Annotated in this window: 21 protein-coding genes; 14 read left to right on the forward strand and 7 right to left on the reverse strand. The window is 59.5% G+C overall.

Annotated features, from left to right (window positions below):
• The 6 genes from PSH97_RS14085 to PSH97_RS14110 all read left to right on the forward strand — a co-directional run bounded on the left by PSH97_RS14085 (window position 1) and on the right by PSH97_RS14110 (window position 4,670).
• Complete coding sequence (locus tag PSH97_RS14085) at window positions 1-492, forward strand: tripartite tricarboxylate transporter TctB family protein (protein WP_305449713.1); 492 nt, start codon at window positions 1-3, stop codon at window positions 490-492.
• Between the two features lie 24 nt (window positions 493-516).
• Window positions 517-2,025, forward strand: coding sequence for a tripartite tricarboxylate transporter permease (locus PSH97_RS14090; protein ID WP_305449714.1), 1,509 nt, complete (start codon window positions 517-519; stop codon window positions 2,023-2,025).
• A 359-nt stretch (window positions 2,026-2,384) separates the two neighbouring features.
• Window positions 2,385-3,026, forward strand: a complete 642-nt coding sequence (locus tag PSH97_RS14095) for a hypothetical protein (RefSeq protein ID WP_305449796.1) — start codon at window positions 2,385-2,387, stop codon at window positions 3,024-3,026.
• Entirely contained in the window at window positions 3,026-3,469 is a 444-nt protein-coding gene (locus PSH97_RS14100; protein ID WP_052963288.1) for a phage holin family protein, read from the forward strand. The genes PSH97_RS14095 and PSH97_RS14100 overlap by 1 nt, the downstream gene beginning before the upstream one ends.
• Complete coding sequence (locus PSH97_RS14105) at window positions 3,466-4,290, forward strand: DUF3618 domain-containing protein (RefSeq protein WP_305449715.1); 825 nt, start codon at window positions 3,466-3,468, stop codon at window positions 4,288-4,290. The genes PSH97_RS14100 and PSH97_RS14105 overlap by 4 nt, the downstream gene beginning before the upstream one ends.
• Before the next feature lie 95 nt (window positions 4,291-4,385).
• Window positions 4,386-4,670 carry a hypothetical protein gene (locus PSH97_RS14110; protein WP_305449716.1) on the forward strand — a complete coding sequence of 95 codons (285 nt, stop codon included), beginning with the start codon at window positions 4,386-4,388 and terminating at the stop codon, window positions 4,668-4,670.
• Window positions 4,671-4,703: 33 nt separating this feature from the next.
• On the opposite strand, the gene PSH97_RS14115 is transcribed toward PSH97_RS14110, so the two are convergent.
• Window positions 4,704-5,261, reverse strand: coding sequence for an ATP-dependent Clp protease proteolytic subunit (locus tag PSH97_RS14115; protein WP_305449717.1), 558 nt, complete (start codon window positions 5,259-5,261; stop codon window positions 4,704-4,706).
• A 286-nt stretch (window positions 5,262-5,547) separates the two neighbouring features.
• Here PSH97_RS14115 and PSH97_RS14120 point away from each other — a divergent pair, with 286 nt between their 5' ends.
• Entirely contained in the window at window positions 5,548-5,847 is a 300-nt protein-coding gene (locus PSH97_RS14120; RefSeq protein WP_305449718.1) for a con-10 family general stress protein, read from the forward strand.
• Window positions 5,848-6,072: 225 nt separating this feature from the next.
• A complete protein-coding gene (locus PSH97_RS14125; protein WP_305449719.1) occupies window positions 6,073-6,414 on the forward strand; it encodes a hypothetical protein in 342 nt (113 codons plus the stop codon).
• Between the two features lie 139 nt (window positions 6,415-6,553).
• Here PSH97_RS14125 and PSH97_RS14130 read toward each other — a convergent pair whose 3' ends face one another.
• The 5 genes from PSH97_RS14130 to PSH97_RS14150 all read right to left on the reverse strand — a co-directional run bounded on the left by PSH97_RS14130 (window position 6,554) and on the right by PSH97_RS14150 (window position 13,529).
• On the reverse strand, window positions 6,554-7,822 hold the full coding sequence (locus tag PSH97_RS14130; RefSeq protein WP_305449720.1) for an OprD family porin: 1,269 nt from the start codon (window positions 7,820-7,822) through the stop codon (window positions 6,554-6,556).
• 128 nt (window positions 7,823-7,950) lie between these two features.
• The gene (locus tag PSH97_RS14135; protein WP_305449721.1) at window positions 7,951-9,723 is read right to left on the reverse strand and encodes an acyl-CoA dehydrogenase C-terminal domain-containing protein; all 1,773 of its coding nucleotides are present in this window, start codon (window positions 9,721-9,723) and stop codon (window positions 7,951-7,953) included.
• Between the two features lie 64 nt (window positions 9,724-9,787).
• Window positions 9,788-11,458 carry a cation acetate symporter gene (locus tag PSH97_RS14140; RefSeq protein ID WP_305449722.1) on the reverse strand — a complete coding sequence of 557 codons (1,671 nt, stop codon included), beginning with the start codon at window positions 11,456-11,458 and terminating at the stop codon, window positions 9,788-9,790.
• The gene (locus PSH97_RS14145; protein WP_048393398.1) at window positions 11,458-11,784 is read right to left on the reverse strand and encodes a DUF485 domain-containing protein; all 327 of its coding nucleotides are present in this window, start codon (window positions 11,782-11,784) and stop codon (window positions 11,458-11,460) included. The genes PSH97_RS14140 and PSH97_RS14145 overlap by 1 nt, the downstream gene beginning before the upstream one ends.
• Window positions 11,785-11,906: 122 nt before the next feature.
• Window positions 11,907-13,529 carry an acyl-CoA synthetase gene (locus PSH97_RS14150; protein WP_305449723.1) on the reverse strand — a complete coding sequence of 541 codons (1,623 nt, stop codon included), beginning with the start codon at window positions 13,527-13,529 and terminating at the stop codon, window positions 11,907-11,909.
• A gap of 228 nt (window positions 13,530-13,757) precedes the next feature.
• On the opposite strand from PSH97_RS14150, the gene PSH97_RS14155 reads away from it, so the two are divergent.
• From PSH97_RS14155 to PSH97_RS14165, 3 genes are all read left to right on the forward strand, one after another.
• Window positions 13,758-16,034, forward strand: coding sequence for a PAS domain-containing sensor histidine kinase (locus PSH97_RS14155; RefSeq protein ID WP_305449724.1), 2,277 nt, complete (start codon window positions 13,758-13,760; stop codon window positions 16,032-16,034).
• A 4-nt stretch (window positions 16,035-16,038) separates the two neighbouring features.
• Window positions 16,039-16,674 carry a response regulator transcription factor gene (locus tag PSH97_RS14160; protein WP_305449725.1) on the forward strand — a complete coding sequence of 212 codons (636 nt, stop codon included), beginning with the start codon at window positions 16,039-16,041 and terminating at the stop codon, window positions 16,672-16,674.
• Window positions 16,675-16,871: 197 nt separating this feature from the next.
• Window positions 16,872-18,056, forward strand: coding sequence for a patatin-like phospholipase family protein (locus tag PSH97_RS14165; protein ID WP_305449797.1), 1,185 nt, complete (start codon window positions 16,872-16,874; stop codon window positions 18,054-18,056).
• Between the two features lie 9 nt (window positions 18,057-18,065).
• Here the strand turns inward: PSH97_RS14165 and PSH97_RS14170 are convergent, their stop codons facing one another.
• A complete protein-coding gene (locus tag PSH97_RS14170) occupies window positions 18,066-18,725 on the reverse strand; it encodes an MliC family protein (RefSeq protein ID WP_305449726.1) in 660 nt (219 codons plus the stop codon).
• Window positions 18,726-18,970: 245 nt separating this feature from the next.
• Between PSH97_RS14170 and PSH97_RS14175 the strand changes: the two genes are divergently transcribed.
• The 3 genes from PSH97_RS14175 to PSH97_RS14185 all read left to right on the forward strand — a co-directional run bounded on the left by PSH97_RS14175 (window position 18,971) and on the right by PSH97_RS14185 (window position 21,946).
• Entirely contained in the window at window positions 18,971-19,426 is a 456-nt protein-coding gene (locus tag PSH97_RS14175; RefSeq protein ID WP_305449727.1) for a YMGG-like glycine zipper-containing protein, read from the forward strand.
• Between the two features lie 118 nt (window positions 19,427-19,544).
• On the forward strand, window positions 19,545-21,032 hold the full coding sequence (locus PSH97_RS14180) for a DUF3300 domain-containing protein (RefSeq protein ID WP_305449728.1): 1,488 nt from the start codon (window positions 19,545-19,547) through the stop codon (window positions 21,030-21,032).
• Between the two features lie 26 nt (window positions 21,033-21,058).
• Window positions 21,059-21,946 (forward strand): DUF2950 domain-containing protein, encoded by an 888-nt coding sequence (locus tag PSH97_RS14185; RefSeq protein WP_305449798.1) that lies wholly within the window; start codon window positions 21,059-21,061, stop codon window positions 21,944-21,946.
• Window positions 21,947-21,969: the final 23 nt, after the last annotated feature.

The raw sequence follows: 21,969 nt of genomic DNA on the forward strand, positions 1-21,969 counted from the left end.
ATGGCCGGGCGCTGGAGAGTCATGCCGGCCCAACTGGCGATTGGCGTCAGTATCGTTGTCATCAGCGCGGTATTGGCCTTCGGCGCCTCGCGGTTTCCTGCCGAGATGGGGTTCGTCATCATGCCAGCCTACGTCTACCCCTACGCCGTGGCGGCATTTCTGGGCGTCGTCGGTCTGTTGATGTGCTATCAGGCGCTCACCGGTGGTTTTCGCAACCTTGCCGACGACCACGAGACTACCCAGGCTCAGCCCGGCGGCAAGGCCGGGGCGACCTGGGTCACGGCGGGGCTGGTGGGGGTTGCCTTGCTCATTACCTACATCGGTTTCGTATTGGCGGCCTCATTGCTGTTTGCCTGTTCGGCACGGGGTTTTGGCAGTCGCAGCCCGCTGCGGGACCTGGCCATCGGCATCGCCCTGACGCTGCCGATTTACTGGCTTTTCACCGCCGGGCTAGGGGTTTCCCTTCCGCCCCTGATCAACGCCTGGATCTGATCCAGGCCGAAGGAGGTCGACAAGGTGGACATTCTCGCGAGTCTGGCAACCGGCTTTGGTGCCGCGTTGGCGCCGATCAATCTGATGTGGGGGTTTATTGGCTGTCTGCTGGGTACCGCGATCGGTGTTTTGCCAGGGATCGGGCCGGCGCTGACCGTCGCCTTGCTGCTGCCGATTACCGCCAAGGTCGATCCTACCGGGGCGCTGATCATGTTCGCCGGTATCTATTACGGCGCTCAGTTTGGCGGCTCCACCACCTCGATTCTGCTCAACACGCCGGGGGAGTCGTCCTCCATGGTCACGGCCCTGGAAGGCAACCTCATGGCACGCAACGGGCGGGCAGGCCCGGCCTTGGCGACGGCCGCGATAGGTTCATTCGTGGCCGGCACCATTGCGACGATTTTGCTGACGCTGTTCGCCCCCCTCGTGGCCACGTTGGCGCTGAAGTTCGGGCCGGCGGAGTATTTCGCGATTCTGGTGCTGGCCTTCACCACGGTGTCAGCGGTGCTCGGTGCGTCGATGCTGCGCGGCTTCGTTTCGTTGGGGATCGGACTGACCGTCGGCTTGATCGGTCTGGACTCGACCTCAGGCATAGCCCGCTACACCCTGGAGGTGCCCGAACTGGTCGATGGCATCGAAGTGGTGCTCGTCGCGGTGGGGTTGTTTGCCGTCGGCGAGGCTTTGTATGGCGTGCTCTACCAAAAGGAAGAAACGGCCGGGCGACATCGCTTGACCTCGTTGTGGATGACCCGCGCCGACTGGAAACGCTCGACTCCCGCGTGGCTACGGGGCACCTTGATCGGTTTTCCCTTCGGCTCGATTCCGGCCGGTGGCGCGGAAATTCCGACGTTCCTGTCCTATTCGACCGAACGCAAACTCAGCAAATACCCGAAAGAGTTCGCGGCCAGCAAAGGCGAGGGCGCCATCGAAGGTGTCGCCGGCCCTGAGGCTGCGAACAACGCCAGCGCCACCGGCTCTCTGGTGCCGCTGCTGACCCTGGGCATTCCGACCTCCGCCACGGCGGCGATCTTGTTGGCTGCGTTCCAGAACTACAACCTGCAACCGGGGCCGTTGCTGTTCCAGACCTCGGGCGAACTGGTCTGGACGCTGGTGGCCTCCTTGTACATCGGCAACGCCATTCTGCTGGTGCTGAACCTTCCATTGGTGGGCCTGTGGGTCAAGCTTCTGCAGATCCCCCGGCCATACCTGAACGCCGGCATTCTGGTGTTCGCCACCATCGGCGTGTACGGCATGCGCCACTCATCATTCGACCTGTTTCTGATGCTGGGCATCGGCTGGGCCGGGGTGTTGATGCGGCGTTTCGATTTCCCCGTCGCCCCGGTGATCGTCGGCATGCTGCTGGGGCCGATGGCGGAAAAACAACTACGCAACGCCTTGTCCATCAGCCAGGGCGACTGGATGGTGTTTGTGACACAACCCATCGCCGCCTCGCTCCTGGCGCTGACGCTGCTGGTGCTGCTGGTTCCGTACGTGCTGCATAAACGCGGGATCAAATTGCATGAGGATGATTGAGCGCTTCGTGAGCTGGTTTGATGATGCTTTGCCCTGGGAGCATGGCTCAAGAATCCCCACGTAGATCGTTCCCATGCTCCGCGTGGGAATGCCTCAACGGACACTCCGCGTTCGGCTCCGGAAGGGACGCGGAGCGTCCCGGGCTGTATTCCCACGCAGAGCGTGGGAACGATCATAGCTACCCACAAAATCAATGAAACGCAGTCCTGTGGGAGCGGGCTTGCTCCGGCACGCTTTTTTATCACTTCATCATCTGCTTGGAACTCCCCGCCAGCCCCTCTCGTCATCTGCAATGAAGCACCACCGCGGACAGCCCGCGGACACTTCCTGACGTGTTCATTACGAAGGCGATGGATGACATGACTATTCCAGACAGCAGAACCGGACAACCGGATACCCCACGGGAGTCTGCAGGCTCCGAACAAAACTTTCAGCATTTAAAGGAGGAGGTTACCGAAGCGATAGGCGGTGCACGGCATCAGGCCGATGAGCAGTTCGGCCAGTACCGCGATACCGCAGCGGATCAGATTGAAGCCTTGGCCAGAGGCGCCCAATCAGTCGTTTCCGAGATCAGGACAAACGACACGTTTGGGATGTCCGACTACCTGGCGAACATGGCCGACAGCATGAGCAGCCTGGCGGGAAAACTGCGCAGCAAAAGTGCCGAAGAGCTTCTGCACGATGGCGCCGACCTGGCACGGGACAATCCGGGGCTATTCATTGTCGGCAGCATCGCGGTGGGGTTTGGTCTGTCGCGGTTCCTGAAAGCAGGCACGGCGACCCTGCCGACAACAACCGACCGTGATTTCACTGCCCAAAGCAGCACCCCCACGTTCACTGGCGATGGCTCGCAAGGACTTTATGAAACATCGATGCCGACCGGGGGCGATCTGTCGCCCGGATTGGCCACGGGCATCACGCCGTCCTCGCCGAGCGCGCCCGACCATCGTGGCGACAGTTCCTCAATGCCGGGGTCCAACCCCTTCTCAGGAGAACGGTGATGAACAGAGAAGATCCAGAACTGCAACGCACACCACCCGTCACACCGTCTGTCACGACGGCTGATCATGACGCCTCTGTGGTCGGTTTATTGCGGCAGTTGACTCGGGAAGTACCGGCGTTATTCACCAAGGAACTGGCGTTGGCCAAGGTGGAATTACAGGCCAGCCTGACGACATTGAAAGCGGGGATTGCCGGGGTCGCCGGTGGCGCCATCGTGCTGCTCGCCGGGTTCATCATTCTGCTGATGGCGGTCGTCTATGCCTTGAGCCTGGTGATGGCGCCCTGGCTGGCCGCGCTGATTGTCGGCGTCGTGGTGATGGTCATCGGGTTCGTGATGCTGCAAGCAGGCAAAAAACAATTCGAGCCTTCCCACTTCAAGCCTGATCGCACCCTGGACGCCTTGAACAAAGACCAGGAAGCCCTGCGGAGGAAAGTGTCATGAACCGTGAATTCGAAACCGAAGCGGCCAAGAGCCCGGAAACCATTGAGCGTGAAATCGATGCGCAACGGGAGAACATCGGGCATATCGTCGACGCGCTGGAAAGCAAGTTTACCCCCGGCCAGATGTTCGATCAGGCACTGCTGCTGATGCAAAGCAACGGCTCGACCTTCCTGACCAATCTGGGCACCAGTGTGCGCAACAACCCCGTGCCCGCGGTGCTGACCTCGGTCGGGCTGATGTGGTTGATGATGAGCCAGAATCGCCCGCCAACGCCCAGGGAATATCGCGTCGAGCCGGATGTCGACTGGGCCGATGACTTGGGGGAAGGGCTCTCTGAGGGGCTGGACAGCGCCCGACAGCGTCTGCACGACACCACTGATTCGCTCAAGGACAGCTATCAGGCGGTCAAGGGTAAGGCCGCGCACCTGAGCGACAGCCTGCATGCGAAGACCGATCAGCTCAGCCACGCCGTCCATGACACCAGTGATCGGCTGGCGCGCAGGACTCATGAAATGGGCGACCAGTTCAGTCATCTGCTCAAGGAGCAACCCCTGCTGATGGCTGCGATGGGTATCGCGGTGGGAGCGTTGCTGGGCGCAGCGCTACCGACCACCGCAACGGAGCGCCGCTATTTGGGCAGGACCAGTGCAAGCCTCACCGGCAAGGTCAAACAGCAAGCACGGGAGGGTTATGAGGCGGTGCGCGAAAAGGTAATGGAAACCACGGAGCCCCACGAGGCAATCGCTGGAGAAACGGGCGAGATGCGCAAGACCGCGTCCGAAACCTCAGCCGATCTGTCGCGTGGGCTGGGAACTTCTTGACAGGTATCAGGGCAAGGCGGGAGGTCTGATGCACAGACGTCCCGTCGAGCCCGGTTTGTCGACGCCAATCAGACACCATGACGAGGTACACCTTCATGATTGATGAATCCACAGGAATGACCCCCGGCGTGCGCTACGAAATCGAGAATCGGGAAAGGGTAGAACCGTTCGCCGGTTTTTTTCTGGACGGCAAGTATTACCTCACCCCCGAACTGCAAACGGCCATCGGCTGGCTTGAGGGCAACCGCTTTATCTACGATGAACTTGATCCCGAGGGCGAGCCGGTGTTCAAGGACCGTGTGGCTGGCACGATCAAGGATTTGAAACTCACGTTGAGTGACGGAATGACGCTGGACATTCAGCCCATTGCTGGCACCTGACTCATCGGTAACGAAAAGTTCAGGGAACATGCGTCAGCCGCCACTGACTTTCCAGTGCTTGACGTTATCGGCAAACACCATCTGATGCATTTCGTGGGCGATTCCGTAGGCCAGGGATTCATGCGCCGCAATGACTTTCTCTTCCGCTGAAAGGCAATGAAAAATATCCAGTCTGGTATCCGCGTTGGCCGTTTCCAGGGCAAAGATTTGCACATAACGCGCGAGGTCGTTATCCAGGCTCAAGAGGTATTCGCGCAGGCGTTGATGGTCGACCGAGCTTTGGGGGAAGTACCAATTCATTGGGTGAATCAGAAACCGCGAATGGGGCGCGGTGATTCGTCGGCCGGCGGCCAGGTACATGATGATGCCCATCGACTCGATGTTGCCGGCATTAATCGCGCACAGCGGCACCGGCAGGGATTTGAGGAAGGTGTAGAGGGCGAAGCCAAAATTGGTGCTGCCACCGCTGGTGGAAAGATTCAGCAGCAAGGAGGAGGCGCCCTGGTCGATGGCGTCGAGGCAGCAGTCTCTGAAGCGCTCCATGGTGCCCTGATCGATCTGGCAATGAAAGTGGACGATGTGCTCTGTCATCGACATACCTCCATACAGAATAAATTACAGAGTTTATAGTCCATTGGGTTGCTCGAATAATGCCAGACTTCGGCAGTATCTTCCTTTATCAAATTGTATAAGCGACACACGTTTTTATACTCGATTGACTGATCACCATTAGTCGTTATTCAACGAGTTTTCTGGAACTAACCATCCCAATCCGCTTGTCGCGAGAACCCTTGTTCAGTTCAAACTTTCAAGCCGACAAAACCTCCGAATTAGACGAGCCGACAAAGGTTCGTGCGTGACAATGAGGAGAACGAAAATGGCTAACACCGGAAACAAGAACCCTGGCAATTTTGCCAATGACCCTCAAAAGGCCTCCGAAGCTGGCAAAAAAGGCGGGCAGTCGGGCGGCGGGATGATGAACGATCCGCAACGCACCCCCGACGCCGGCAAAAAAGGTGGACAGGCCTCAGGGGGCCGTCAATCCAGCGATACCAATCGCTCCGGCAGCGAACAGGGAGGAGGGCGCGCCGGCAACCTTGCCGAAGACAGAGAAAAAATAGCTGACGCCGACAAAAAAGGAGGAGGGCAAAATCCCGGCGGCGGGCGTAAGCCCTGATGCCGTGTGAAATACATCAAGCCCCGCTTATGGCGGGGCTTGGTTTTATCCAGGCCAGATTCCTGACGCCTCGCGAATCATGATAGGCGGCACGGCGCAACTATCGGTTCAAGTAATAGTGACAATCAAGAAACGCAAGTTCTGCTTTGTCGGACAAAGGCGGAAAATCGCCTCCATCGAAGACGCTGCTCAACGACCCGACTCTTTATTTTCAGGACTTCACCGATGCGCTCTTTATTTGTTCCTGTCATGGCTTTCGTCTCCTTGCTGCTGGCCGGTTGCGCCTCTGCGCCGAACGACCCGACGCTGACCTTTCAGACGAAAAAAACGCCTGCCGAGTACGCCGATTGCGTGATACCGAAGTTGCAGGGCAGCGCACTGAACCCGACGGTCTCGCAAACCCAGCGCAGCTATCGGATCGTGGTGCCGAGCAAAGTCGCGGCAGACAACATTCTCGAAGCCTATAAAGCCCCGAGTGGCGGCAAGGTGTTTTTGTATGAGCGCCACTTGCTGGCGTCGAACTTCATGCCTTCGAGTTTCGAACGTGCCGCGCAGGAATGCCTGTAACCGCTTTTAAAAATGCTCCTTTGGTTGGCCGCAACCAACTCATTATCGCCACGGACGCGGGTGATCGTTCCCACGTTCTGCGTGGGAACGCAGCCCGGGACGCTCCGCACGCAGAGCGTGGGAACGATCATTGCGGTGTTTACCAGATCGGCAAGGTGTAGCTGACGATCAGGCGGTTTTCATCCAGATCGCTGCCAAAGTTGGTCGAGCGAACGGTCGCATTACGCCATTTCACCCCGACATTCTTTAATGGCCCGCCTTGCACGACATAGCCGATGTCGGTATCACGTTCCCATTCCTTGCCTTGCGGGCGGTTGCCGCCCAGATCGATATTGTCGCCTGTGAGGTAACGGGTCATGAAGGTCAGGCCCGGAACGCCAATCGCCGCAAAGTTGTAGTCGTATCGCGCCTGCCAGGATTTTTCGTCCTTGCTGGCGAAGTCGCCGATCTGCACGAAGTTCACCAGGAAGGCATCGGTGCCGTTGACATAGGCGTAGCCGGTGTCGCCGCTCATGCCTTGATAACCCAGGCCCAACCCATGCCCGCCGAGGCTGTAGGTGAACATCGCGCCGATGGCATTGTTATCGATATTGCTGCCACCATCGTCCGTGGAGCGGGCAAAGCGCAGATCCGTCTTCAGCGACTGGCCGGTTGTGACCGGCAGCACGTAGGTCAGGTTGACCAGGTGCTGGCTGTAGAAATTGTCGAGGTGACCATAGCTGTAACCGGTGGCGAGGTTGCTGGTCCATTTGTAGTTCAGGCTGGCGAAATCGAAGCTGTCGCTATCGAGATGACGCGTGGTGATGCCCTTGGCGCCGGTGCGGGTGATGCCCATATCCTCGTAGTCCGAGGAGTCGCGCTGATTGACTTGCGTCAGTCGCCCGGCATCCACCGTCAGGCCTTCGATTTCCAGCGACGTCAGCTGACCGCCCTCGAAAGTTTGTGGCAGCAAGCGTGAATCGTTGGCCAATACCGTCGGCAGTTTCGGCAGCAGCGTGCCGAGTTTCAACGTGCTTTTCGACGCTCGTACCTTGGCCGTCAAGCCCAGTTCGCCGTACTCGTCCTGAGCCCCTTTGCTTGTGTCGCGATGGCGTTTAAGCAGGCCGGAGCCCGCGCGATCGGGGCTGGAATCGAGCTTGACGCCGAGCAGGCCAATGGCATCGAAACCCACACCGATCAAGCCTTCGGTGAATCCCGATTCATAGCGCAGCAGGAAACCTTGCGCCCATTCCTCTTGTTTGGATTGCGGGGCGTTGTTCTGGCGATAGTCGCGATTGAAATAGAAGTTGCGCAGTTCAAGGCTAGCCTTGCTGTCTTTGACAAAGTCCGCAGCGGCGGGGGCCGAGAGGCTGATGACGCCGCCGGCCAGCAATAGTCGAGTCGCGAGGATGCGGGTGTTGCGGTCCATGGTGAAGCCCCTTTGTTTTTATTATGGAAAGACAGGTCCCACGGCCCTCGCCAAGTGGGCGAGGGCTTATCAATAAAAAACGCGAACGCCAAAAAGAGAGGAGCGTGGCGCCGCGTGCGGTTCAATCGTTAGAACTGTTCGGCGCGCAGGCCAAACAACGAGGCACTGCCCGCGAGGATGGATTGTTCCAGGCTCAAAATGCGTGGCAGCAGGCGATGGAAGTAGAAGTCGGCGGTGGCGATCTTCGCGCCATAAAACCCTGCATCTTCGTGCAGCTTTTGCTTGGCAACCTGTGCCATGCGCGCCCACAGCCAGGCATAGGCGACGTAACCGAACAGGTGCAAATACTCCACCGAAGCAGCGCCGACTTCGTTGCGATTGGTGGTCGCCTGGTCCCGCAGCCAGTCGCTCACGTCTTCCAGACGCTGCACGGCATCGAACAGTTGAACGGAGTAGGGCGCGTCGGGCTGATGGGCGAAATGGCGGATCTCGCCGGTGAACTGGCGCAGCGCGAAGCCCTTATCGGCGAGCACTTTGCGTCCAAGCAAGTCCAGGGCCTGAATGCCGTTGGTGCCTTCGTAGATCTGCGCGATGCGCACATCGCGAACCAATTGTTCCTGGCCCCATTCGCGGATGTAGCCATGGCCGCCGAACACTTGCTGGCCGTTGATGCAGCTTTCCAGGCCCGTGTCAGTGAAGAACGCTTTGGCCACCGGTGTGAGCAGCGCCACCAGGGTTTGCGCGCTGTCCCGTTCCTTGGCGTCATCGGAAAACTTCGCCAGGTCCAGTTGCTGCCCGACATAACTGGCGAACGCGCGGCCGCCCTCGGTCATGGCTTTCATGCTCAGCAGCATGCGGCGCACATCAGGGTGGACGATGATCGGGTCGGCCACTTTGTCCGGAGCAATAGCACCGGTCGGCGCGCGACTCTGAACGCGTTCACGTGCATAGGCGACGGCGCTCTGATAGGACGCTTCGGCGCAGCCGATGCCCTGAATGCCGATGGACAAGCGCTCGTAGTTCATCATGGTGAACATCGCCGCCAAGCCTTTGTTGGCTTCGCCGACCAGCCAGCCGCTGGCGCCATCGAAGTTCATCACGCAGGTGGCCGAGGCCTTGATGCCCATCTTGTGTTCGATCGAACCGCAACTCACAGCGTTGGCAGCGCCGAGGGAACCGTCGGCATTGACCAGTACTTTGGGGACGACAAACAGCGAGATGCCTTTGGGCCCCGCAGGGGCGTCCGGCAGTTTGGCCAGCACCAGATGCACAATGTTTTCGGTCAGGTCCTGATCACCACCGGTGATGAAGATCTTGCTGCCGGTGATGCTGAAGCTGCCGTCGGCCCGGGGTTCGGCGCGGGTGCGGATAATCCCCAGATCGGTGCCGGCGTGGGCTTCGGTCAGGCACATGGAACCGGCCCAGCGGCCTTCGTACATCGGCGGCAGGTAGAGGCTTTTCAGGGTGTCGCTGGCGTGGGCATCCAGCGCCAGACAGGCACCGGAACTCAACGCCGAATACAGTGCGAAGCTGGAGTTGGCGCCGTAGAGCATTTCTTCGAACTGCACGGCGAGCATCTTCGGCATGCCCATGCCGCCAAAATCGGCGTTGCCGGACAAGCCCACCCAGCCGCCTTCGATGTAGGTGGCATAAGCCTGTTTGAAGCCGATCGGCGTGCTGACTTGGCCGTCGACCCACTGGGCGCCTTCCTCGTCGCCACTGCGATTCAATGGCGCAATCAGGTGCGAGGTGACTTTGGCCGCCTCCTCAAGAATGGCGTCGGCGGTGGCGGCATCGACACTGTCGGCCAGGGCCGGCAGGCGTGCCCACAAGGCCGGGGCATCGAACACTTCATGCAAGACAAAGCGCATGTCGCGCAGCGGGGCGTTGAATTCGGGCATAACGAGAACCTCAAAAGGGTGTGCGATGGACACGGCGCCGCTTGAGCAGGCCGTGCCCTTTCAATCAATGGCTGGAAGCGCTGGCGGCACCGAGGCCGGTCTGGGCGCGGACAAACTGGTCGGCGTAAGCATCACGCTCCTTGTCGGCCCGCACGCTGCGGTCGAGTTTGGATACGGCGACGATCACGAAGAACGCCAGTGGCATGGAGAACAGCGCCGGGTGGTCGTACGGGAAAATCGCATGCGCATGGCCGAGCACGGTGACCCAGACCGCTGGCGAAAGGATCACCAGGACCAGCGCGCAGATCAGCCCGGCGAAACCACCGATGATTGCGCCTTTGGTGGTCAAGCCTTTCCAGTACATGGCCATGATCAGTACCGGGAAGTTGGTCGACGCGGCGATGCCGAAGGTCAGGCCCACCAGGAACGCGACGTTCATCTTCTCGAACAGAATGCCCAGCAGAATCGCGATGATGCCAAGACCTACGGTGGCCATGCGGGTCACGCGCATTTCCTGTTTCTCGCTGGCTTTGCCCTTCTTGAACACCGTGGCGTAGAGGTCGTGGGAAATCGCCGAAGCACCGGCCAGGGCCAGCCCGGAGACCACCGCAAGGATGGTGGCGAAGGCCACGGCCGAGAGGAAACCGAAGAACAGATTGCCACCGACCGCTTTGGCCAAGTGCATGGCGACCATGTTGCCGCCACCAATCAAGGTGCCACCGACTTCGCCATTGACGTAGTACTGCGGGTCGGTGCCGATGATCACCATCGCGGCGAAGCCCAGGGTGCATACCACCAGGAAGAAAAAGCCGATGAAACCGGTGGCGTAGAACACCGATTTGCGTGCTTCCTTGGCGTTAGGCACGGTGAAGAAACGCATCAGAATGTGCGGCAGGCCGGCAATCCCGAACACCAGGCCCAGCGACATCGAAGCGGTGTTGATCGGGTCGGCGAGCATCGAGCCTGGGCCCATGATGTTCCAGCCACTGGCGTGCGCCTGGACGGCTTTGTCGGCGAGGGTTTCGTAGCTGAAACCGAACTGCGACATGGCCATCAATGCCAAAGTCGTGCCGCCGGCAAGCAGCAGCACGGCCTTGATGATCTGCACCCAGGTGGTGGCGATCATGCCGCCGAAAATCACATAAACCAGCATCAGCGCGCCGACGATCACCACGGCTACGGGGTAGTCGAGGCCAAACAGCAACTTGATCAACTGACCAGCACCGACCATCTGCACGATCAGGTAGCAGCACACCACCGTCAGCGAACCGAAAGCGGCAAAGATCCGCACTTTGTTTTGATCCAGACGATAGGACACGATGTCGGCAAAGGTGTAGCGCCCCAGGTTGCGCAAGCGCTCAGCCATCAGGAAGGTGATGATCGGCCAGCCCACAAAGAAGCCGATGGTATAGATGAAGCCATCGTAGCCCTTGGCGAACACCAGGCTGGACAGCCCCAGCAGCGTGGCGGCGGACATGTAGTCACCGGCAATGGCCAGTCCGTTCTGGAACCCGGTGATGCCACCGCCTGCAGTGTAGAAGTCCGAAGTGGATCTGGTTTGCCGCGCGGCCCACCAAGTGATAGCCAATGTGCCCAATACGAAGACGAAGAACATGCCGATCGCATGCAGGTTGAGCGGCTGTTTTTCCACCGCACCCAACGTGGGTGCAGCCAGCACAACGGAGGCCGGCAATAGCCCGGCAGCGGCGAGGAGAAGTTTACGCAGCAGAGTCATCACTTGCTCTCCTCGAGAATGGCGGCGCCCAGTGCGTCGAAACGTGTGTTGGCGCTGTAGACGTACCAACCGGTCAGCAGCCAGGAAAAAATGATGATCGCCGCGCCAACCGGCATGCCCAGGGTCAACATCCGATGCTCGGCGATTGGCGCATGCAACCACTGCGGAGCAAACGCCACCACCAGCATGAACGCGTAGTAGGTGCCGAGCACGGCAGCACTCAGCGACCAGGCCAGGCGCGAACGGCTGCTCACCAATTGAAGGAACTTGGGGTTGGACCGAATGCGTTCACAGCGTTGGGTATCGGTTGAATGAATGTCGATCATGGGTGGCTCCACATTGTTTTTGTTATCAGTGTGTAGGTCAGGGGCAGGGCCGAATTCAGCCTGCACGAGCCCGAAGCGGCAGGTAAAACACCTGCCGCCTGGTGGGTACAACGTCGATTCGGTTAGAGCGCTTTGGCCCTGTCGCGCAGCACGTACTTCTGGATCTTGCCGGTTGAAGTCTTCGGCAGCAGGGTGAAAATCACGGTGCGCGGGACTTTGAAACCGGCCAGGTGTTCGCGGCAGAAACTGATGATGTCGGCCTCGCGAACGTCCTGGTGATCAGCCTTCAATGTGATAAAGGCGCAGGGCGTTTCGCCCCATTTCTCATCGGGACGAGCGACGACGGCTGCTTCCATGACGGCTGGATGACGATAGAGCACACCTTCCAGTTCGATGGTGGAAATGTTTTCACCGCCGGAAATGATGATGTCCTTGAGTCGGTCCTTGATCTCGACATAACCGTTGGGATGACACACCGCCAGGTCCCCGGTGTGGAACCAGCCGCCGTCGAAGGCTTCGGCTGTGGCGGTCGGGTTCTTGAGGTAGCCCTTCATTACGGTGTTGCCGCGCATGAAGATCTCACCGATGGTCTGACCGTCTCGCGGGGTCGGTTCCAGTGTCTTCGAATCGCCAACCATCACACCTTCGAGTGTCGGGTAGCGCACGCCCTGACGGGATTTGATTTGCGCCCGTTCGTCGAGCGGCAGCTCATCCCATTCGGCATGCCAGGCGCAGAGCGTCACCGGGCCATAGGTTTCGGTCAGGCCATAGACGTGGGTGACTTTGATGCCCATCTGTTCCACGGCACCGATCACTTTGGCTGGCGGTGCGGCACCGGCGACCATCGCGTTGACCGGATGATCGATCGCAGCTTTAGCCGATTCCGGCATGTTGACCAAGGCATTGAGCACGATCGGCGCAGCGCACAGATGGGTGACCTGATGCTCGCGGATCAGCGTGAGGATTTTCTGTGGATCGACGCGGCGCAGAAACACATGCACACCGGCCATGGCGGTGACGATCCACGGATAGCACCAACCGTTGCAATGGAACATCGGCAAGGTCCAGAGGTACACCGGATGGTTACCCATGGCCCAGGTCATCTGGTTGCCCAATGAGTTCAGGTAGGCACCGCGATGGTGGTAAACCACGCCTTTGGGATTGCCGGTGGTGCCGGAGGTGTAATTCAGCGAGATGGCTTGCCATTCATCATCGGGCCACTGCCAGGCGAAAGCAGGGTCGCCTTCGGCCAACAGTGCTTCATAGTCCAGATCGCTGACAGCCTGGCCTTCGCCGTATTCCGGATCGTTAACGTCGATGACCAATGGCGGGTGGTCCAGCATGCCGATCGCCGCGTGAATCACATCATGGAACTCACGGTCGGTAATCAGCACCCTGGCTTCGCCATGCTGGAGCATGAAGGCAATGGCTTCAGCATCCAGACGCACGTTGAGCGGGTTGAGCACTGCGCCAATCATCGGCACGCCGAAATGCACTTCGAGCATCTCGGGAATGTTGGGCAACATCACCGCCACCGTGTCGTTCTTGCCGATGCCGCGACCGGCCAGCGCCGAGGCCAGACGACGGCAGCGGGTGTAGGTCTGCGCCCAGGTGCGGCGGATCGAGCCATGGATGACGGCGGGATAGTGTGGGTAAACGCTGGCGGTGCGCTCGATGAAGCTGAGCGGAGACAAGGCAATATGGTTGACAGCCGCAGGGCTTAGCCCTTGTTCATAGATCGACATGTACGGTACTCGGTGGCTGATTGTTAGCTCTATAGGTGACCTTGCAGCGTAGCCGCTGAGGTCCCTTTTATGTCCGGCTTGCTTTATATAACATTCAGCTAGCGATATGGAAGTACAACCTACGCAATATAGGATATGTACTATATTTGATTCTTCCAGATCTAAATGAATAGAGTGACACCGCCAAGGCCGGTATATCCTTGGCCTCCCCAACGAAGCGGACCTGTGATGACCCTGACTCCCGTTCGATTGCACAGCTGGTTGCGCCTTCAGCGCGAGGGTGTCTCTCTGGCCGCCCGGGCCGATGCGTTGTGCCGTGCGCTGCAGGATTGCCCCGAGGTGCGCCGGGCGGTTTATTTGAGTTGGCAACCCAATGCGCGGATTTACAGCCACGAGGGCGCCGCCCAGCATTTTCCTCCGGGGCTGGGCGACCCTTCGCTGGCCAGCGATCAGCGGTTGTTTGATCGACTGGCCGAAGCGGGGCGGCTGGATCTGGCTCAAGTACGTCAACTCGATTGTTGGCTGGCCGGCCGACTGCGCCGGGCCGCTATCAGCCATGGCCAGGTGTTTGATCTGGCGTTGCAACCGGGGCAGGCGGGGTTGTTGCTGGTGGAAGTGTGCGAGGGCGTGAGTCTTGATTGGCTGGGCTGGGTGCAGGACTTGCTGACGACGTTGCTGAGCAGCGTCAACGGCATGCTGCGCGGTTCACCGCTGTTGGGGCACGACCCGCAACCGAGTCTGCTGCTCGATGCGCAGGGCCGGCCACTGGAGTTCAACGCGGCGCTGCTGGCGTTGCTGGCCGAAAAGCCGCTGACCGATGTGCTGGGTTTTTTACCGGTCAATCACCGGGTGCTGGTACGCGCCTGCCTGGACCAGCAACGCGCCATCGAAGGGGTCGAAGCCCAATTCGAAGCGCAGATTCTGATCTGGACGTTTATCCCCGATCCGCAGGACAACCGTGTGCTCGCCCGGTGTCGCGATGCCACGGCACAAGTGCTGGCCGAGCGCGAAGCGGCCACGGCACGGCGGCTGTACCGGCTGATCATTGAAAACACCACCGACCTGATTTCCCGACACACACCGGACGGGCGCTTTCTTGATGCCTCGCCGGCGTCCTGGACATTGCTCGGCTACTGGCCGGAGGAGTTGCGCGGGCAAATGGCCCAAGGCTTGTTCCATGGCCAGGATCTGGCCAGCCTGGTGCAGCGCGCGCGGGATGCCCTGGAGCAGGATGGTTATCACACGATGACGTACCGGATCCGCCATCGGGATGGGCATTACCTGTGGTTTGAAACCGCCAGCCGCGCGATTCGCGAGACCTATACCGGGGCGGTGGTGGAAGTGGTCAGCGTGTCCCGTGACATTACCGCCCGGGTGCACGCCGAAGAGAACAAGCGACGCCTGGCGGAAGTCGTCGAGGCCAACACCGATCCGGTGTTGTTCATCGACTCCGAGGGGCAAGTCACTTACCTCAATCCAGCGGCGCGGCGCATCCTGGGGGTCGATGAGCAACAACCGATGCCAGCCCTGGCAACGTTGTTCGCCAGCGGCGACCTGGCACGTCTGCAGCGTGATGGCTGGAGCAGCGCCGAACGCGACGGTGTCTGGAGCACCGATGCGCGATTGCAGCCACCGGGCGGCGGCACTTCAGTGCCGGTATCGCTGGTGCTGCTGGCGCACCGTTCGGCCGGTGGCGAGCGCTATTACTCGTTGGTGGCGCGGGACATGACCGAGCGTGAACTACGTGAAGTGCAACAGCGCCGCCATCAGGACGAACTGGCGCACACCGCGCGGTTGGTCACCCTGGGTGAACTGGCCTCAGGCATCGCTCATGAAATCAACCAGCCATTGGCGGCGGTCGTCAATTACGCCAATGCCAGCCAGCGCTATTTACAGACGCTGGATTCCAATCCCCAGGCCGCCGCCAAAGTAGCGCAAGGGCTGGAGCGCATTACCCATCACGCCACTCATGCTTCAGAAGTGATCAAACGTTTGCGGGCGTTTCTGCGCAAGGGGCAACGCCGGATGCAGGCCTTGAATTTCACCGAGGTCGCCCGCGAGGCCGTGCGTTTATGTGCCTGGGAGGCGAGCAATTGCCAAGTGACAATCGAGGATCGCCTACCGGATAATCTGCCGCCGATCTTTGCCGACCGAGTGCTGCTGGAGCAGGTCCTGCTCAATCTCCTGCGAAATGCCATCGATGCCAACCGCGAACAACATCCGGGGCAACCCTCGCTGATCGTGATGGCTGCGGGGCAGGGCGGTGGTGCAACCGTGGAAATCAGTGTGCAAGACCAGGGGCCAGGCGTCAGCGAGCCCGAACTGGAGCAGATATTTACCCCGTTCTATACCAGCAAGGCCGATGGCCTGGGGCTTGGCTTGTCCATGAGCCGCAGCATCATCGAAGGTTTCGGTGGCGAATTACAGGCCCGACGCCGACCTGTCGGGCTGCTGATGTGCTGCCGTTTGCCGCTGGCCGGTCCAACAAAACAACAACAGGAATAACGTAATGGCAGGTGCGACGGAGCACGTGGTGTATGTGGTCGACGATGACCAAGGCATGCTCGATTCAACCGTCTGGTTGTTGGAGTCGGTGGGGCTCAAAGCCTTGCCGTTTACCAGTGGCGTGGAGTTTCTCAATGCCTGCGATGCCAGTCTTGATGCCTGCGTGCTGCTCGATGTTCGCATGCCCGGCATGGGCGGTTTGAACGTGCAGGAAGAAATGCGCGCACGTGAGCTGAACCTGCCGATCATTTTCGTCAGCGGGCACGCGGATGTGCCGATCGTGGTTCGCGCCTTCAAGGCGGGCGCCCATGACTTCATCGAGAAGCCCTACAACGAGCAATTGCTGCTGGACAGCGTGCAACAGGCGCTCAGCAACTGCGCGGCAAACCGCTCGGGCAATCAGGGGCACGAAGCCTTGCAGGCGCGCTTGCTGACACTGACCCCACGGGAGCGCGATGTCTTGCTGCCGCTGGTCCAGGGTTACACCACCCGTGAGATCGCCGAGCAACTGGGCGTCAGTGCGAAAACCGTCGACCTGTATCGTTCGCGGGTGATGAAACGCATGCAGGCCAATACCTTGCCGGACCTAGTGGGCATGGCCATCGCCGCTGAACTGGTTGATCCGCTGAAACTGCGGTGATTGCTGGCGTTTTCTAATGATCGTCTATGTGGGGGGAGGATCAGCCGCAGGGCAGACCGGACGTCCCGCCAACGTCATGACTGCCTGAGCTTGCGCTAGCATGAAAGATGTTCAGGCCACTCGCCATTGAGAGTCTGGTCATGGGTGTCGAGTGTGCATGACGGGCTCTGTCAATTGCAGGGGCCGGAGGAGGCGTGTTGAAACCATTCCAGCTCAGACCTAGCGCCTCAACCCTGAACATGTTGCGTCAAGCGTGCCTGCAACGCCGTGATGCGGTGCCGCCAACGTTAACGGAAAGAGCGCTGATCCCGGACATTCCAGATGCTCGTTACTGGCTGGACCAGGACCTGACGCCGTTCATTCGGGATGTGAGCCAGGCCAACCTTCGAGAGGCTGAGGCGCTCGCCAGCGCAGGGCTACCGAACGACATCCTGCCGCGGGCAAATCTGCTGGCCGTTTCGGGCGGCGGCGACGCCGGCACATTCGCGGGGGGCATCATTGCGGGATGGACCCGGCATGGGACTCGACCGGTGTTCAAAGTCGTCACCGGCATTAGCGCTGGCGCCCTGGTCGCCCCGTTTGCCTACCTGGGGCCCCAGTACGACGATGTCATTGTGCGTATCTGCAATGCAGTCGGTCCAAAAGACATTTTCCATGCGCGCAATATGCTGACCCGTCTTACCAGCGATGGGATGGCGCACAGCAAGCCACTGTCGCGGCTCATTGCACAGCACGTCACTGCCGAGATTCTTGCGGCGATCGCGTTGGAATACGCCAAGGGACGGCTCCTGATGATCGGTACAACCGACCTTGATTCAGGGCGCCCGGTCACCTGGAACATGGGCGCTATTGCCTCCAGCCAGGCACCGGGAGCGCTCGAGCTGTTTCGCAACATCATGGTCGCGTCGATGAGTATTCCTGGTGCCGTCTCACCCGTCATGATTGATGTGGACGTTAACGGCCACCCGTTTCAGGAAATGCACGTGGACGGAGGTGTCCTTACGCAGGTGTTCCTTTACCCACCCGGCACCGTGATGGCGCTGAACCAGGTGCCCGGAGCGCGTTTGCGTCGTGAGCGGCATTTCTATGTCATTCGCAACGGCAAACTGGAACTGCAATGGTCCGGAACCAAGCGCCGAACCTTGAACATAGGCGGTCGAGCCATCAGCGCATTGATCCAGAATCAGGGGATCAGCGACCTGGATCGGATTTACCGAATTGCCCAGCAGGATGGGGCGGACTTCAATCTGGCGTACATCGGCTCCGACTTCCATATTTCTCGCCTGCATAAATTCGATGGCGAGTACATGAAGCGCTTATTCGAATACGCCTTTGAACTCAGTGCCAAAGGCTACCCGTGGCATAAATCGCCGAGTTTGTGAGAGACGGTCTCAGCCGATCGGTTCGGCCGTACAACTCATTTCCCCGGAGCCTGGCTTCTGGAAAAGCACCCCGTTGCCGTCTTGCCAGAAGCTGTAGTTCCCCTGGGAATCCTTGCCGGTGTATTGGGTTCCCGAATCATTCTGCACTTGGTTCAGGGTAATCGAGCTGTTCGCCCATTTCAGGTACACGACACCAGGCTGCGTGTTAAAGAAAGTGGCGGCTAGCAACGCGTTTAGCCCTGTACAACGAAAAGCCAGGGGGCCTTCGGTGAGTCTGTCTGGATCCTTGGTTCTTGCAATTGCCGAGCCTTGGCGTAGCTGGTGCGCGCGCTCGGCATAACTTCGGATCGTGCATGCCTTGACCTCAGACGTGGAGGCACACTGATTGCGGGCGTCGATCCAGAACTGCTGGTCGATCATGACTTTGTCTGGACGCGGTACTGAATGATCATCCGTGAGCGCCAGGCGATAAAGACGCGTCAGTTCAATATCCATCTGCGTCAGTTGTGGATCGCGACAGATAAGCTTTTCGACGGACGCTCTTGCCGTGGCGCAGTCGAAGCTGGTCTGGATGATTGGCGAAACAGGCTCGGCATTGGTACAGGTGCTCGTCGCCGCGCACAGGCTGGCAGCGAGCAGAGAGGTGAAAAGGGCCGTGACCGTTTTCATGTTGGCTTGATCATTACGTGATGCCCGGATTGCTGTGGGATTTATCGATCCGTTGAGCAGTCATTCGTTCGCATTGGGTGTATCGCAGTGTAAGTCAGTGCTCAAAACTTGCCACACCCGTTTCAGGGGGTAGAAGTACAAAAGAAATTAGAGGTTGCATCATAAGAACATTGTTCCAGGGTTAGTCGCCCAGATGCTGAGCTAGACTGAAAGATCCAAAGCACACTGATTGCAGTGGAGTCTTTATGAAAAAATCCATCCCCCCCTGTCTGGCTACGATTGTCTCGGTATTGTGCCTTTACGCTTCAGCCGAGACCGTAACGCCGCTCAAAGGGCAGTCTCCCGAAATCATTCAGCAGGACATCAGTTCATGCCAGGCTCAGGCCGGCAACACAGCAAGCACCAGTACAACGCCTCAATCAGGTGGACGTGTCCGTGGTGCCGCTACTGGCGCAGTTGCCGGTGCCGCGGTTGCCGGAGCGCGCGGTCGTCAGCATGACGAGATTTATGACAAGGTCGACGATGATGTCAAACAGGAATATCGACAGAACAAAGCCAAGGATGCTGCTGTGGCAGGTGCGGTTGTAGGTGGATCCCGGCAACGTCAGGATCGTCGTCAGGATCGCCGGGCAGAACCGGCGGCAACTGCTTCCGCCTACAACAGTTGCATGCAGCAACGGGGCTACCAGATAACCCCTTGAACGTGAACAACAAAGGGTCATTGCATCAAGAACTGTATCGTCTTTGACGGGCGCGACGGTGCAGGGAAGGCCGGAACGATCAAGGCGCTCAAGTCTGCCTGACCACATAGGGGGTGCAATGCGCATTCCATTGTTTTACGCGGTGTCAGCGGTACTGTTTTTGAGCGGAGCTTCCTGCCTGGCGCAGTCATTGGATGCGACCGTGACCGCAAACGCTGCCGACACAGCGCCCGTCACGGCAGCGGCCAAGGATGCCGTGTTTACCCAGGAGCAGCTGGATCAAATGCTGGCTCCCATTGCGCTTTACCCGGACCCGTTGCTGGCACAGGTGCTGATGGCCACCACGTACCCCGGGGAAGTCACCGAGGCGGTAACCTGGTCTAAAGCACACCCGGACGCCAAGGGCGATGATGCAGTCAAACAAGTCGCGAGCCAGCCCTGGGATCCGAGCGTGCAGGCGCTGGTCGCCTTTCCACAGGTCCTGGCAACGCTGGGACAGGATCCCGTCTGGGTACAACGCCTGGGTGATGCCTTCCTGGCGCAGCCCGACGATGTCATGGGGGGCGTGCAACGCTTGCGTCATCAGGCGCAAGCAGCAGGCAACCTGCAGAGCAACCAATATCAGAACGTAACGGTTCAGGCTGTTGCAGCACCGGCACCGGCACCGGCACCGGCACCGGCAGCTACAGCACCGGCCCCTGCCAGTAGCACATCCACCATCATTATTCAGCCCTCCGATCCGCAGGTGGTGTACGTACCCAGTTATAACCCGACAACAACCTACGGCACTTGGCCCTATCCTGCGTCGCCTCCCGTGTACTATCCACCGCCGCCAGCCTATTACCCCGGTTCGGCATTGATGGCTGGGTTGGCGTTCGGTACCGGTGTGGCTATCGTCGGTGCGTTGTGGGGTGAATGTGACTGGGGCAATAACGACATCGACATCGACGTCGACCGCTACAACAACATCAACGTCAACAACCGAATCAACGATAATCAGAACAAGTGGCAGCACAACGCCGCTCATCGCGATGGCGTTCCCTATCGAGACAGTAAGAGCCGCGAACAGTATGGCCGCCAACTGGGCGGCGCCAATCAGCGTCAGGCTTATCGAGGGGACGATGCTCAGCGAGCACAGGCTCGCGAAAAAGCCCGCAGCTCAATGGACAAGCACGGTATCGAACGACCTGCCACCAGCAACCGCGAAGCCCGTGATCGAGCGCGCGCAGCCCAGTCCGGAACCTCGGCCAGCAATCGGATGCAAGCAGGTACAGACAGACCGAAGTCGTCCGACAGAAGCCAGGGCACTGCCAGAAACACTCGGGAGAGTCAGCAACCCAGGAAACAGACCGCGCAGGTAAATCAGCGCGGGCAGGGCGATTCCCAAGCGCGCCAGGTTGCGCAAAAACGGCCGTCCGCCAGTACGGGCAGTGCCCCCAACAATGTATTCGCCGGCGCGCGCTCACCGTCACAGACCAACGCACAAGCCAGTCGTGGCCGGGCCAGCCAGGCATCCGCCCAGCGCCCCAGTGCCTCGCGATCAGCCGGCCATCAGATCAGTCGGCCGTCCAATCCACCAGCGCGTCAAAGGGGAGGCCGTCGTTGAAAAACAATGCTCGAGTGAAGGCACTCATGGGCTTGCTCCTTCATGTCTTGGCAATAGCTGCCGGCTTGGCGTGGTCGAGCATTGTTACGGCGCAGCAGGCATTTCCAACGCCAGAAAAGGCCGCCCAAGCGTTCGTCGAAGCACTGGGTACGGAGCACGCCGATCAGGCACGTCTGGCAGAGTTGCTGGGTAATGAATGGCGCAGTTTCATCCCGCGCGAAGGCGTGCAGCGCAGTGATGTGGATGCGTTTTTGAAGCAATACGGCGAGCAACACTCCATTGAAAAAGCCAGCGATCGCAAGGCGGTCCTGTCGGTTGGCAGTGACCACTGGACACTGCCTATCCCCATGATAAAAGACGCGAACGGTTGGCGCTTCGACATCAAGGCCGGTAGCGCCGAAGTCCGTGCACGTCGAATTGGCCGCAACGAACTCGCTGCGTTGCAATCAGTGCTGACCTATCACGATGTCCAGATGGACTATGCGTCAGTGGATCGTGACGGTGACGGCGCACTTGCCTATGCGCAGAAAATCTTCAGCACCGCCGGCAAGCACGACGGACTCTATTGGGCGGACGACGATAGCGGTCAGATCAGCCCCTTGGGCCCCGCGTTCGGCAAAACCATTGCTGGCGAAGACTGGCACGGTTACCAGTTCCGTATCCTTGATGGCCAAGGTCCTTCGGCACCTGGCGGCGCCTACAGCTACCTGATCGGTGACAAGATGATCCGTGGCTTTGCACTGATCGCCTGGCCGGCGAAATACAATGACACCGGGGTGATGAGTTTCATGATCAGTCATGAAGGACAGGTGTTTGAGAAAGACCTGGGACCCGCAGGTGACAAGTTGGCGCAGTCGATGAAGCGCTTTGATCCAGATGACAGTTGGACGGTGGTTGCTGTAGATCAAGAGTAGATCTGCCTGGGGTACTGCAAATC

It is taken from the genome of Pseudomonas cucumis (assembly GCF_030687935.1).
Taxonomy (GTDB): domain Bacteria; phylum Pseudomonadota; class Gammaproteobacteria; order Pseudomonadales; family Pseudomonadaceae; genus Aquipseudomonas; species Aquipseudomonas cucumis.

What these genes read in the sequence shown, in the direction of transcription:
- PSH97_RS14085 (WP_305449713.1), top strand. Translation starts at nt 1, where the DNA reads ATGGCCGGGCGCTGGAGAGTCATGCCGGCCCAACTGGCGATTGGCGTC.
- PSH97_RS14095 (WP_305449796.1), top strand. Translation starts at nt 2,385, where the DNA reads ATGACTATTCCAGACAGCAGAACCGGACAACCGGATACCCCACGGGAG.
- PSH97_RS14100 (WP_052963288.1), top strand. Translation starts at nt 3,026, where the DNA reads ATGAACAGAGAAGATCCAGAACTGCAACGCACACCACCCGTCACACCG.
- PSH97_RS14105 (WP_305449715.1), top strand. Translation starts at nt 3,466, where the DNA reads ATGAACCGTGAATTCGAAACCGAAGCGGCCAAGAGCCCGGAAACCATT.
- PSH97_RS14110 (WP_305449716.1), top strand. Translation starts at nt 4,386, where the DNA reads ATGATTGATGAATCCACAGGAATGACCCCCGGCGTGCGCTACGAAATC.
- PSH97_RS14115 (WP_305449717.1), bottom strand. Translation starts at nt 5,261, where the DNA reads ATGACAGAGCACATCGTCCACTTTCATTGCCAGATCGATCAGGGCACC.
- PSH97_RS14120 (WP_305449718.1), top strand. Translation starts at nt 5,548, where the DNA reads ATGGCTAACACCGGAAACAAGAACCCTGGCAATTTTGCCAATGACCCT.
- PSH97_RS14125 (WP_305449719.1), top strand. Translation starts at nt 6,073, where the DNA reads ATGCGCTCTTTATTTGTTCCTGTCATGGCTTTCGTCTCCTTGCTGCTG.
- PSH97_RS14130 (WP_305449720.1), bottom strand. Translation starts at nt 7,822, where the DNA reads ATGGACCGCAACACCCGCATCCTCGCGACTCGACTATTGCTGGCCGGC.
- PSH97_RS14135 (WP_305449721.1), bottom strand. Translation starts at nt 9,723, where the DNA reads ATGCCCGAATTCAACGCCCCGCTGCGCGACATGCGCTTTGTCTTGCAT.
- PSH97_RS14140 (WP_305449722.1), bottom strand. Translation starts at nt 11,458, where the DNA reads ATGACTCTGCTGCGTAAACTTCTCCTCGCCGCTGCCGGGCTATTGCCG.
- PSH97_RS14145 (WP_048393398.1), bottom strand. Translation starts at nt 11,784, where the DNA reads ATGATCGACATTCATTCAACCGATACCCAACGCTGTGAACGCATTCGG.
- PSH97_RS14150 (WP_305449723.1), bottom strand. Translation starts at nt 13,529, where the DNA reads ATGTCGATCTATGAACAAGGGCTAAGCCCTGCGGCTGTCAACCATATT.
- PSH97_RS14155 (WP_305449724.1), top strand. Translation starts at nt 13,758, where the DNA reads ATGACCCTGACTCCCGTTCGATTGCACAGCTGGTTGCGCCTTCAGCGC.
- PSH97_RS14160 (WP_305449725.1), top strand. Translation starts at nt 16,039, where the DNA reads ATGGCAGGTGCGACGGAGCACGTGGTGTATGTGGTCGACGATGACCAA.
- PSH97_RS14170 (WP_305449726.1), bottom strand. Translation starts at nt 18,725, where the DNA reads ATGAAAACGGTCACGGCCCTTTTCACCTCTCTGCTCGCTGCCAGCCTG.
- PSH97_RS14175 (WP_305449727.1), top strand. Translation starts at nt 18,971, where the DNA reads ATGAAAAAATCCATCCCCCCCTGTCTGGCTACGATTGTCTCGGTATTG.
- PSH97_RS14180 (WP_305449728.1), top strand. Translation starts at nt 19,545, where the DNA reads ATGCGCATTCCATTGTTTTACGCGGTGTCAGCGGTACTGTTTTTGAGC.
- PSH97_RS14185 (WP_305449798.1), top strand. Translation starts at nt 21,059, where the DNA reads ATGGGCTTGCTCCTTCATGTCTTGGCAATAGCTGCCGGCTTGGCGTGG.